Annotated in this window: 9 protein-coding genes; 4 read left to right on the forward strand and 5 right to left on the reverse strand. The window is 36.3% G+C overall.

The genetic code is table 11. The features are described from left to right. Nucleotides 1-132: 132 nt before the first annotated feature. Nucleotides 133-1,254: a GTP cyclohydrolase gene (locus A9996_RS18085; protein WP_066438623.1), complete on the reverse strand. Its 1,122-nt coding sequence runs from the start codon at nt 1,252-1,254 to the stop codon at nt 133-135. Between the two features lie 9 nt (nt 1,255-1,263). Continuing rightward, nucleotides 1,264-2,238, reverse strand: coding sequence for a transporter (locus A9996_RS18090; protein WP_066438625.1), 975 nt, complete (start codon nt 2,236-2,238; stop codon nt 1,264-1,266). Between the two features lie 206 nt (nt 2,239-2,444). On the opposite strand from A9996_RS18090, the gene A9996_RS18095 reads away from it, so the two are divergent. From A9996_RS18095 to A9996_RS18110, 4 genes are read left to right on the forward strand one after another with little or no spacing between them, the layout of a single operon-like run. After that, nucleotides 2,445-2,729, forward strand: a complete 285-nt coding sequence (locus A9996_RS18095) for a DUF4834 family protein (protein ID WP_066438626.1) — start codon at nt 2,445-2,447, stop codon at nt 2,727-2,729. Between the two features lie 30 nt (nt 2,730-2,759). Next, nucleotides 2,760-5,180 carry a YfhO family protein gene (locus A9996_RS18100; protein ID WP_066438629.1) on the forward strand — a complete coding sequence of 807 codons (2,421 nt, stop codon included), beginning with the start codon at nt 2,760-2,762 and terminating at the stop codon, nt 5,178-5,180. After that, on the forward strand, nt 5,164-6,492 hold the full coding sequence (locus A9996_RS18105) for a glycosyltransferase family 4 protein (protein ID WP_066438630.1): 1,329 nt from the start codon (nt 5,164-5,166) through the stop codon (nt 6,490-6,492). The genes A9996_RS18100 and A9996_RS18105 overlap by 17 nt, the downstream gene beginning before the upstream one ends. A gap of 47 nt (nt 6,493-6,539) precedes the next feature. Next, nucleotides 6,540-7,997, forward strand: coding sequence for an MATE family efflux transporter (locus A9996_RS18110; RefSeq protein ID WP_066438632.1), 1,458 nt, complete (start codon nt 6,540-6,542; stop codon nt 7,995-7,997). 264 nt (nt 7,998-8,261) lie between these two features. On the opposite strand, the gene A9996_RS18115 is transcribed toward A9996_RS18110, so the two are convergent. The 3 genes from A9996_RS18115 to A9996_RS18125 form a co-directional block, all read right to left on the reverse strand. Continuing rightward, a complete protein-coding gene (locus A9996_RS18115) occupies nt 8,262-9,305 on the reverse strand; it encodes an IS5 family transposase (protein ID WP_066438634.1) in 1,044 nt (347 codons plus the stop codon). Between the two features lie 137 nt (nt 9,306-9,442). Then, nucleotides 9,443-10,684 (reverse strand): hypothetical protein, encoded by a 1,242-nt coding sequence (locus A9996_RS18120; RefSeq protein ID WP_066438639.1) that lies wholly within the window; start codon nt 10,682-10,684, stop codon nt 9,443-9,445. Nucleotides 10,685-10,916: 232 nt separating this feature from the next. Further along, nucleotides 10,917-11,843 (reverse strand): helix-turn-helix domain-containing protein, encoded by a 927-nt coding sequence (locus A9996_RS18125; protein ID WP_066438641.1) that lies wholly within the window; start codon nt 11,841-11,843, stop codon nt 10,917-10,919. Between the last annotated feature and the right edge of the window lie 575 nt (nt 11,844-12,418).

The raw sequence follows: 12,418 nt of genomic DNA on the forward strand, positions 1-12,418 counted from the left end.
GTNTTNTTTTGTTTTAAACACTTAAATAATTACAAATTTTAGTAGTAGTAATTTATAGTCTTTAGTAAAATCTACTTTGTGTAACTCTGCGTAATAGCTTTGATATTTGTGATTTTAAATTTGGTATTTTGTTTATCGTATATCCTTCCTCACAGTCTTTCGCCTTTTAAAAACCTCAGGTTTGAAATGCTTCCAAATTTGATGAATGGCTAAATTATCTTCCAATTCAGGTGTCCTAATGCAGTTGAGGATGCCCTTTTCTGTAAATACATTATAATATTCATTGAAAATAACGGCAGTCACACCTTTGTTCTGATATTCAGGATGGATGCCAATCAAATAGAAAACAACATCTTTACTGTGTTTTTTAGCATGAAGAATATGTGTAAAACCAAAAGGAAATAGTTTTCCTTTTGTTTTCTGTAAAGCTTTCGCAAACGAAGGCATTACAATGGCAAAAGCGACTAGTTCGTCATTTTTATCCACTACAAATTTGATATATTCCGGATTGACAAAGCTGATAAATTTCTTTTTAAAATATTCCTTTTGAATATCTGTAATGGCGACAAATGAAGACAGAGATGCGTAGGACTGATTGAAAAGATCAAACATTTTATCCACATAAGGCATTACTTCTTCCGTTTTGGTAAAACCTAAAGCCTTAAGTTCATAGCGCTTTTTGATCAGTTCTTGAGCCTTAAGGAAAAATTCTGTTTTGACGTTTGCAAATGGAAAGCGACTTTCAGAATAAAGTTTTTCGTCTGCGTAGCCCAATTCCTTAAAGTGATCTACATAATAAGGGTAGTTGTACCAAGTAATCATATTGCCCAAATGTTCATAACCTTCGGTCATCAAACCTACTTTATCGAGATTTGAAAAGCCTACGGGACCCTCAACATAATCCAAATCATTTGCTTTGCCAATCTCATGGACTTTCTCTAAAAGTGCTTTAGTGACTTCTACATCATCTATCACATCAAACCATCCAAATCGCATTTTCTTTTGCATCTGCTGCTTTACTTCCAGCCAATTGATAATTGCGGCGACTCTACCTACAATTTCGTTATTTTTATAGGCCAAGAAAAAGGTTGCCTCAGCATCATTGAAGATTGGATTTTTCTTCTTATCAAAAGTTTCCATTTCTTGTTTGATAATTGGAGGCACCCACTTTGTTGAGTCTTTATAAAGGTTAAAGGGAAATGTCACAAATGCCTTTAAATCCTTTGGGGAGTTTACTTGTTTAATTATAATCATAAAGTGGTCTTATAAATTGCCGTCCTTGTCGAAATCGGTTTCTTTTTTCTTTTGGATTCTTCGTTCTTGGCGTCTCAATTCGTCTTTGGCAGAATTTCCATTGTCAATCTCTTTATCTTGATGAAAATCTAAACGGTAGGACATTCCGAAATTCACCCCAAAGACAGAGGGTGTGTCTTTTGTATTAAAAGTTAAAGCGGTATCCAGTTGGAAGTTTTTGCTCCACAGGTAAGCGCCTCCAAAACGAAACAAATTATCGGCATAAAAATCACTTTCAATTCCTTGTGCTTCTCCAAAAACTACCCACTTAGGATCGAAAGAGTGGGTTAGCGTTAAGATGTATTGAAAATCAGAATAATCTGTTCCAATTCTGTCCTTAATTAAATTGATGACAAACACCCAACCTCCTGTGAAGTTATTTTGCGATATAACGGCTACTTTTGGACTGAAACCTTCAATACCCGGTGCGGTATAAGAATTGTCTTTTGTGTCAAAATTGGCACCAGCATAAATGGCCACAGCCGGAATTAGAGATTTCCATTTAAACTGACGGTTAGCTTTCCAACTGTATAAGTTTGGTTTTTCTCCCGCTGCATTTCTGTAAGGATCATAAACCATATATTTAGCGCCAACAGTCAAGTTTTTAAAATTGGACCGATCTGTTTCTGAAGGAATGCTCGAGGAGTTTAGTGTTTTAGTGTCGTTTTGATAGGTGCCTTGTACGTTGAGCTCAAGTTCTTCAAAGAGTAAACCGTAACGTGCTGCAAAATCAACCCCAAAACCAGAAACATCATATTTTAAAAGCGAATGTTCTTCTTTCACTATATAAGGCCCTACTTCAAATTGAATAACGTTTGTTCCCACAGCAAATGCACTTTGAGAGACTCCTGGGCGGTTGGAATTGATGACTTCAGTATATTGACTAAATGCGAAATTTGTAAAGGTGAAAATTAAAAATAATACGGAAAATTTGATAGGTTTCATTTTCTTCTCGATTAGGCTCAAAACTACATATTTTTTTTGATTTTGAATTGATTTTAATCGATTGAAAAAAGTAGAGAAAGTAATGCCAGTGAATTGTTGTTGATGATTACAAGATTTCAAAAAAGGATATTTTATATTTTTTTTAAGTAATTAAAACAACTTTTAATTGTGAAGAATCGTACTTTTGGGAAAAATTCATTTTCATCATGCAAATGGCTTCCTTTACAGGTTTTTTAAGAACCATTTTGATTATTTTATTGGTCTATTATGGCGTAAAGATTCTTATGAGACTTTTCGCTCCCTATTTTGTGCGGTATATGTCCAAAAAAATGCAGGAACGCTTTGGTGGCCAATTTCAGCAACAGCAACAACAGCAACAGGATAAGAATCGTCCAAAGGATGGTGAAACAGTGATTGACAAAATACCACAGCAACGCCAAACTTCTGATAAAAAAGTAGGGGAGTACATCGATTACGAAGAAATTGATTAATTTCCCGCAATCAAACAATCGCAATACTTCATGGCTTTGTCACTAAAAAGGTTCCTTCCACATCTCCTAATTATTATTGGTTTTATAGCACTTTCACTGGCTTATTTTAGTCCGGTTTTGAGTGGTAAGCAAATTTTCCAAAGTGACATCATGCAGTATATTGGGATGTCTAAACAGCAAACTGATTTCAGAGCCGCAACAGGTGAGGAGACCTATTGGACAAATAGTGCTTTTGGAGGCATGCCAACCTATCAATTAGGAGCAAAGTATCCCCACAACTATATTAAAAAATTAGATTCTGTTTTGCGTTTTCTGCCAAGACCTGCAGATTATCTTTTTCTTTATTTTATAGGTTTCTACATTTTATTGCTAACACTAAAAGTCGATTTTAAATTGGCCGCTTTAGGCGCTTTAGCTTTCGGGTTTTCCACATATCTTATTATTATTTTAGGCGTTGGACATAATAGTAAGGCTCATGCCATTGCATATATGCCGCTGGTTTTGAGTGGAATTCTATTAGTTTTTCAGAAGAAATACGTTTTCGGATTTTTAGTGACCACAGTCGCAATGGCACTAGAGTTGAGTGCCAATCATTACCAGATGACTTATTATTTATTGTTGCTGGTTTTGATATTGGGAGGCGCCTATCTAGTTGATGCGTATAAAAAGAAAATCCTACCGCATTTTTTTAAATCGGTTGGCATTATGTTTTTTGCAGTCATTTTAGCTATAGGACTAAATGCGACCAATATCATGGCTACTCAAGAGTATGTCAAAGAAAGTACACGTGGTAAGAGCGAATTGACAATTAATACTGATGGGACTCCTAAGGATGTCACCACGGGTTTAGATAAAGAATATATCACCGAATATAGTTACGGCTTTTTGGAAACTTTCAACCTTTTTATTCCACGTCTGCTAGGTGGTGGTAATGGAGAAGATGTAGGTAAGGATTCAGAAATGTATAAATTTTATACCAGTGTTGGTGCCAGTCCTGTGGAGGCCTTGCGAGAAGTGAAACGCTCGCCCACTTATTGGGGAGATCAACCTATTGTGGAGGCTCCGGCTTACATTGGTGCCGTAGTGCTTTTCCTTTTTGTTTTTGCACTTTTTGTTGTTAAAGGCCGTTTGAAATGGTGGCTCGTGGGTGCTACTATCATGTCTTTACTATTATCTTACGGAAAGAATTTAGGTTTTTTAACCGATTTCTTTATCGATTACGTGCCCATGTACAATAAATTTCGGGCGGTAAGTTCCATTCAAGTGGTCTTGGAACTTTGTATTCCTGTGTTGGCTATTTTTGGTTTGGTACGCTTGTTCAACGATTTTGAAAAGAATGAGGAAAAACTGAAAGCATTAAAAATGGCTGTAGGCATATCAGGAGGGATTGCCATGTTATTTTTAATATTTAAGGGCTCTTTTGATTTTGTTGGTGCAAATGATGGTTATTACAGACAGGCCTATGGCGAATATGGACAAAGTTTTGTAGATGCTCTGAAGGCAGATAGAAAAGCAATGTTTACAACAGATACGTTGCGTACATTAATTCTCGTGATACTTTCTGCAGGCACTATTTGGCTGTTTTTAAAGAAGAAACTCTCTCAAAATGCTCTTGTAATTGTATTTGCGGTATTGATTCTTTTTGATTTGGTAAACGTGAACAGACGCTATGTCAACAGTGAAAACTTTGTGCCTTCACTACAGGTGAGCAAACCGTATCAGGCTAATGCTGCCGATTTGGAAATCATGAAAGACGATGGACACTTTAGGGTGTTTGATGTGGCCTCTAGTGCGGCAAGAGCTTCTTATTTCCACAATTCGCTGAGTGGTTATCATGCGGCAAAATTAGGTCGTTATAATGAGCTTTTTGATTTTCATATCGCCAAAAATAATATGAATGTATTGAACATGCTCAATACCAAATACATTATTGCGGATGATGAGAAAGGCGGTGTTTTCCCCTATGAAAATACAGACGCCAATGGCAATGCTTGGTTCATTTCAGAATTGGAAAAGCTGGATTCAACCAATGAGGAAATGATTGCCTTAGATAGTTTAAACACCAAAATAAAAGCAGTATCGACGCAAGACTTGTCTGCGGCAAGATTCAAGACTGATTCTACGGCAACAATCAATGTTTTAGAATATAGACCAAATTATATAAAATACAACTCCACTAACACTGATGATGGATTTGCAGTATTTTCTGAAATCTATTATGTGGATGGTTGGAATGCTTATATAGATGGCACTTTACAACCCCATTACCGTGTCAATTACGTATTGAGAGGTATGCCAATTCCGAAAGGCCAACATACTATCGAGTTTAAATTTGAGCCGCAGGTTATTGAAACCGGAAGCACCATTGCTCTGGCAAGCAGTATTTTACTTGGGTTATTGATTTTGGCTGGATTCCTCTATCAAATCAAAAGAAATGACACCAGAAGATGATACGCTCCCATTGGGAGAGACGTCCGAAGGACAAAGCGGGAAAAGCGTACTCATTATTACCTACTATTGGCCACCTGCAGGAGGCCCTGGGGTACAGCGCTGGTTAAAATTTGTAAAATACCTTCCTGATTACGGCATCCACCCGATAGTTTATATCCCTGAAAATCCGAGTTATCCTATTTTGGATCAAACACTCTTGGATGAGATTCCCAAAGAAGTCACCATTCTTAAGCAACCGATTACAGAGCCTTACAAACTAGCCGAATTCTTATCAAAAAAATCGTCCCAAACGATCAGCTCTGGGGTTATTCCAAAAGAAAAAAAGCAAAGTCTTATGCAGCAACTGATGTTGTATGTTCGCGGGAATTATTTTATTCCTGATGCTCGGAAAGCTTGGGTAAAACCGTCGGTCAACTATCTTTCTGAATTTATTCAAAAGGAGCATATAGACATTGTGATTACGACAGGACCGCCTCATAGTCTTCATTTAATTGGTTTGCAATTAAAGGCACAATTGGGAATACGATGGATTGCTGATTTCAGGGATCCATGGACCACGATAGGCTATCATAAAAAGTTAAAACTTAGTGCGAGTGCTGCCCAAGAGCATGAGCGTATGGAGAGACAAGTTCTCACCACCGCGGATCATATCATCGTGACCAGTGAAAATACCAAAAAAGAATTTGTGACCAAATCTGAGCAGCCCGTTACGGTAATTACAAACGGTTACGACTACCGGCAACTTCAAGATTTAAATAAAGACACCAACTTCTCTTTATCGCATATTGGATCTTTATTGTCTGAACGCAATCCTAAAGTATTATGGAAAGTTTTAGGTGAACTTATCAATGCACATGAAGATTTCAAGAAAGAGTTTGTGTTGATATTAGTTGGTGTGGTCAGTGACGATGTCCTTAATGTCATCCATCAGTTTATTCCCAAAAAAAATATAGATATCGTAGGCTATGTCAATCATAGTGAAGCGATGACCTATCAGAGAAAGTCGCAGCTCTTGTTGTTGATTGAAATTGATTCAGAAGATACCAAAGCTATTATCCCCGGAAAGTTATTTGAGTATATGGTTGCTGAAACACCTATCATTTCAGTAGGACCAAAAGATTCAGATGTAGAACGCATAATTAAATCCACAAATACCGGTCGTTATTTCTACTATGATGCTGAAGCGGAGTTAAAGGACTATCTTCTATCTTGTTTTAAAGCATTTCAAAATTCATCCTTAACTACAAATCCTATAGGTTTGCAGCAGTTCAGCAGAAAAGCATTAACGAAAAAATTAGCCGAACTGATCTGAGACTTGCCTTACAGCGCAAAATTCTTATCTTCGAGTTTTAAACCTCTATGGGAATAGTCACCAGCCAATCTTTTAAGAATACCATCACCACCTACTTCGGGTTTGCCATAGGCGCTTTGAATACGTTGTATTTGTACGTGTTCTTTATTTCTGACGTGCATTACGGTTTGATTTCCTTTATGTTGTCTACCGCCAGTATCATGATGCCTTTGATGGCTTTTGGCGCACACAATACTATGGTTAAGTTCTATTCCACGTTTAAAACCAAAAATTCCCTCAATAGCTTCTTGACGCTCATGTTATTTTTGCCCTTGCTACTCATCATTCCTACAGGATTGATTGGTGCGATCGTTTATGATAATATTGCAAATTTACTGTCACAAAAGAATCATATTATTGGTGATTATGTATGGTATATCTATTTGGCTGCCATTGTCATGGCGTATTTTGAGGTGTTTTTTGCGTGGTCAAAGACACAGATGCAGACCGTTTTTGGGAATTTCTTAAAAGAAGTTTTCCATCGTGTAGGTATTATGATCTTGTTATTTTGCGTCTATTTTGAATGGATTTCAGTAGATACCTTTATTGCGGGAGTAATTGGCGTATATGCGTTTCGGATGGTTATCATGATGTTCTATGCCTTTAGCGTCCGGTTGCCAGTTTTTAAATTCAGCAGGATTGACAAATTGAGCGCCATATTAAAATATACCTTCCTGATTATCATTGCAGGGTCTATCGCGACTGTGATTTTGGATATTGATAGTTTTATGTTAGGGATGTATATTCCTATCGAAAAAGTTGCCTATTACGGCGTTGCCATTTATATAGCAACAGTTATCGCGGTGCCTTCACGGGCTATGCAACAGATATTACAACCGTTAACAGCACAATACCTCAATGCGAAGAACAAAGTAGCCTTGGAAGATTTATATGTGAGGAGTTCACAAACCTTATTCATTATTGGCGGACTTATTTTTTTATTGATTGTGTTGAATATCAATTCACTTTATGATACGATTCCGCCACAATTTAGCGGCGGACTAATCGTAGTATTCTTGGTGAGTATGGCAAAGCTTTATGATTGTTTGATGGCCTGTAACAATGTAGTTTTGTTCAACAGCGATTATTATAGGGTCGTGCTGCTTTTTGGAGTTATTTTAACCCTTCTAACCGTGGTGTTGAATATGATCTTCATCCCGATGTTTGGAATAAACGGATCAGCATTTGCAACGTTTTTAGCGGTCGCGGTATATAACACAATTAAAATCTATTTTGTAAAACGCAAATTTAATATGATGCCTTTCACGATAGATACGGGAAAAGTTGGGCTACTGCTCTTGTTGATGGTTGTACTATTCTACTTTTGGGAGTTTCCATTTTATCCGGTGGTAAATATTGCTCTAAAATCGGCCTTGATTACGTTAATCTATGTACTTATCATATTTAAGATGAAGGTTTCAGAGGATATCAACGCGCTCATACGAAAATATTTGAGAGTAAAGTAGAAGGCGGTTTTTAGTTGCCAATTGATTTTTAGGTACTTTAGCAATCTTTGTTCTTTAGATGTGCTTTCAGAAAGTTTTTTAGCGACTCTATATTAAAAGGAAAATCCTACAAGGTGCTTTGGGGCATACTACTTAAGACCGTTGCAAAATTCAACAATTTACTTACATCCATTATTTAGATGGATTTCTGTTTAGTTTTTGTCTAAAAATGTAGTTTTTTGCTCTATTTATTGTCTTTGTTGGTCATTTCTTGATGTTTTTCTCTTAATTTTTACAATTGGACGCAATTATCCCAGGACTTCGATACAAATTATAGCATATTGCTTCCATCAGGTTTTGAGTATGCATTTTTGCCATCCCTCGATACCTTGCCAATCCTCCATTAAACCACCTTTTTATTCCTCCAAAAGTGCGCTCTACCTTGAATCTGGTTTTACCTATTAGTTTATTGAATTTCTTTTCCCAATTGGTCAACGGCTTGTTTTTGTAAGCTTTTTTTAGAATATGGTTCTTTAGATTCCGTTTTTTTAATATTTCCGCATTTTTCCTTGATTGATAGCCTTTATCGGCTTTTAATGGGATGTCCTTTGGTAGATCTATGTTCACTGTTTCCAGTACTTCTTCTAAATTGGCAATCTCATTTTTACTTCCAGTAGTAGTCAATACGCCCAACACAAGTCCTTCATCATCTGTAACGTGATGTTTTTTAAAACCAAAGTGATATTTTCCTCTTTTCTTTAGCCAAGTACCATCTTTATCCACACTTTGAGCATACTCCTTTTTTACTGCTATTTCTTCTTCGCTGCGATCTTCGGTCACCTCGTGATTTGTCTTTCCTTTTGGGCGGAGCGGTGTTTCTATAACACTTGCATCGACTATGATCCCTTTTTTGACAATTATCTTGTGGGCCTCCAATTGTGCATTGATAGAACCGAAGAGCTTCTCAAAGGTTTTGGTTTTTGTCAATGCCGTCCTAAATCTACTCAAGGTGCTATGGTCTGGGGCAACCTCATCTATGTGCATCCCGCAAAAATAGCTGAATGAGATACTGTCATTCAATCGATCTTCTACTTCATAATCACTCAATCCATACCAACTTTGCAAAAGACACATTTTAAATAATAACAGACCGCTATAGGAAGGCTTGCCCACAACACTTTTTCCTTTGGAATAATCGGCATCTATTAATTTTTCGATGCTATACCAATCGATTAGCTCGTTTATTTGAGTGAAAAACGTTGTCTTTATCTTTCTTGCTCGCAAATCACAAATTGTGTCTGCTAAAGTGGGCTGTTTCTGTAATTTCATGTAGTAAAAATAAGAATTAACTATCTGAATAACAAATAATTAACCTTGTTTTAATTGCTAATTTATAAAGTTTTTACCTTGCAACGGTCTTTACTTGCAGGACATTCCAAACTAACCAACCAAAAATTATAAATTTATTAATTTCCTCTACTTTGTGTAGATCTAGACCTTGATGCCGATGCTTCTCTGTTCCCTTGGGTGCTTGATCTCGTGTTGTTTCGCGTTGCACTAGCATTTCTATTGGTACTTCGCTCGCTGTTATATGTACGAGATGGGGTAGTATTCGGTTTTCGTTGAACCGAATTTTTATTGACGTTTCCAGAACGGGTAGTGTTGCTTGACGGCGCAGATTTTGTAATCTGACTTCTCGTGCTGCTGGTTATATTTCTACCTTGATCCTTAACGTTTCTATCTGATGATCTTGAAATATTCCCATTGGATGTACGCCTATTACCTCTCGTAGTTTGTACAGAACGTTCTGATGAATTCTGTCTTACCGTTCCTCCAGTAGCTTCTCTATTCACGTTTCTTGAGGAGCTACGGTTAACGCTTGAATGTTCAGCGCTTCTTTTTGTATCCGTACCTCGTGTTGCAGTACCCGTAGTTCTCGCATTACTTCGTGTACTTGTAGAAGTACTTCTGCGCGGAGAAGCTTCCTGACGGTAACGGTCACTGACGCGGGAGTTGGTTGCAACGGCATTTCTTCTGCCTGAACTGATTGCACTTTGACGTCGTGGCGTAAACCTTAAAGGTTCTCTATAATTACTATAATAAGGTCTATAGTAATGGTGTCTTACAGGATTGTAATATTGCCTGTAGGGTCTGGCATAAACCACACAATAGTCACGCGCTGGTATTGCGTAATAGCGGTGCCAAGGTCTGTTGACATACACACGGTTATACACGTTAATGTAACCAGAGTAGTGCGTGAATCTTTGGTGACGATCATAGTAAACATATAAACCGCCAACACGGTTCACACGGCCATAGCTATTGTAGTGTATGTTAACATTACCTGCTTGGATGATTCGTCCATAATAATCGTAATAAATTGGAATATTTTCAATCTGCACAATGGCACCATAATCGTCATATTGTACGTACGGGCTATAATCATAACCTGTGTTTAAACTGAATGAAACATTAGGAGTGTTAATTGAAACGTTGGCTTCTGGACCGTAGTTTGGAGCATAAAAGTCAAACTGCCCATCAGGGAATACAGAAAACTCAATACCACCTTCGGTGAAAATAAAGGAATTACCGTACCCCTTAGAGTAGCCCTTATTGTATGAACGGTCTTTAGCAATGTTGGTAATTTTTGCGTTTACCGAGGTCCCGATAAGGAACACTGCAGTAAGAAGTAGAGCTAATTTTTTCATGAGTGTTTGTTTTTTATATGTTTCTAGGAATACAAACAATGTGCCAAAAAACAAACGCACCTTTTAAGAGATTGATGCTGAAGTGATTATTTTTAAAAAGCTGATTGGCTTGATCGAAAAACAAATAATTCATCCCGTGATTTGTTAATACATTATCACAACTTTGGAGTTTGACATAAAAAAACTACCAGACCTATTCAGACTGGAGTTTAATTTTAATGGACAATAATTTTTATGCAACTTGATATTTAAATTTCTTAATGTAGTCATTTGGAGACAATTCATATTTTTCTTTAAAAATTTTGGAAAAATAACTTCTACTGGTGAGACCTATAGAATAGACAATTTGAGAAACATTCAACTCTGTAGTCCTCATTAATTCCTCAGCTTTTTGAAGTCGGAAGTTTTTGATATATGAATTCACCGTATTACCATAGAACTCTCTAAAGCCTGTTTGAAGTTTTTGAGGTGACAAAGAAGATTTTGAACATAACATATCTACATCAAGTTGTTGTGCATAATTTTCTTTAATAAACTGAATGCATTGGTGAATACGATCAATTTCGTCATTTCTTAAATCTACCTGTTTTTTAGGATCATTAATATAATGATTAAACTCCGCCAATTTTGAACCAATAATAATATTGGTATATCCTAAAAGAAGATGCTCATTTTCAGAAAAAGAGCTATTAAGATTCATCAGGTCATATATAAAGTCAGAAAGTTTGATATTGGGGATTCCTGTATACCAACAATGATCGCTGCTAGGTGACTGAAAATTAGCATGTAAAAAATCAGCTTTGAAATTTCCCAAATTTTCTAATTTAGCCACAGTGATGAGGCAAAAATGACAATTGCTTTCTTTTTGGAACATCAAATCAATATCTTGATTCTTGGTCACCATAATACTTTGGAAGCTTCCCAAAAGATGTTCTTTTCCAGTTGAAAGTGAACGGTAATTGATGCCATCCTTTAAATTGAAGATGATCAACAACCCATTTTTAGGTGATTTTAGTCTTTTATATTGTGATAAATTAGCGTGAAATTCTACTTCAGAAACCTCAATAGATTTTTCTGAGGTTGAATTGGCAATGGTAATGGGGCGAGGACCATATGTTGATGTCTTGATACTATTCAGTGTTGGTGTTGATTGGTACATACTGTTGTTTTTTATGAGGGTTGAACAAAAATATTTTTAATATATACGGCTTAAAACTCTTTAGCGGCCATCCAATGCCAGAAACGACCCTGTTAAAAATTACATAATATTTTATTGGTAAAAATTAATGTGTACGATTTTTACAGCTTTTCAATTCTTAAGTGATTGCTTCTCTTTAATCTGATAATAAGGCTATAATGCCACTAGTTTTTCTATTTTCAGATGTTGTGGTGTGTGTTTTATTTTATTTTGATTGACCTTCTTTTTTTCTGACAGGGTCTTCAATATTTGGAATAATTAAACAAGCACTAAGGTATGATACATGTGGAGCCCGCTTTTTACAAAGTAGACAGAAAAAGTTGCATATTTTACAGATACACATTTGTGATTAGGATAAAGAAAGTAGCATTTGTTACCGCTTTTCAACGCCCTCTAAATATTCATTTTAAATTTCACATAGTTTGATTTTACAAAAAATAAGATGTAAAACACAATTGTAATTTTGTGGAATGTAACTAAGGTTGGTGCATCTTACTATTACTCAAAAAAATAGTGTTTAAGATAAACTCACAGGT

It is taken from the genome of Gelidibacter algens (assembly GCF_001678675.1).
Lineage (GTDB): Bacteria > Bacteroidota > Bacteroidia > Flavobacteriales > Flavobacteriaceae > Gelidibacter > Gelidibacter algens.

Bases quoted from the DNA above. Each gene is read 5' to 3' on its own strand.
- A9996_RS18085 (WP_066438623.1), bottom strand. From the start codon at position 1,254: ATGATTATAATTAAACAAGTAAACTCCCCAAAGGATTTAAAGGCATTT.
- A9996_RS18090 (WP_066438625.1), bottom strand. From the start codon at position 2,238: ATGAAACCTATCAAATTTTCCGTATTATTTTTAATTTTCACCTTTACA.
- A9996_RS18095 (WP_066438626.1), top strand. From the start codon at position 2,445: ATGCAAATGGCTTCCTTTACAGGTTTTTTAAGAACCATTTTGATTATT.
- A9996_RS18100 (WP_066438629.1), top strand. From the start codon at position 2,760: ATGGCTTTGTCACTAAAAAGGTTCCTTCCACATCTCCTAATTATTATT.
- A9996_RS18105 (WP_066438630.1), top strand. From the start codon at position 5,164: ATGACACCAGAAGATGATACGCTCCCATTGGGAGAGACGTCCGAAGGA.
- A9996_RS18110 (WP_066438632.1), top strand. From the start codon at position 6,540: ATGGGAATAGTCACCAGCCAATCTTTTAAGAATACCATCACCACCTAC.
- A9996_RS18115 (WP_066438634.1), bottom strand. From the start codon at position 9,305: ATGAAATTACAGAAACAGCCCACTTTAGCAGACACAATTTGTGATTTG.
- A9996_RS18120 (WP_066438639.1), bottom strand. From the start codon at position 10,684: ATGAAAAAATTAGCTCTACTTCTTACTGCAGTGTTCCTTATCGGGACC.
- A9996_RS18125 (WP_066438641.1), bottom strand. From the start codon at position 11,843: ATGTACCAATCAACACCAACACTGAATAGTATCAAGACATCAACATAT.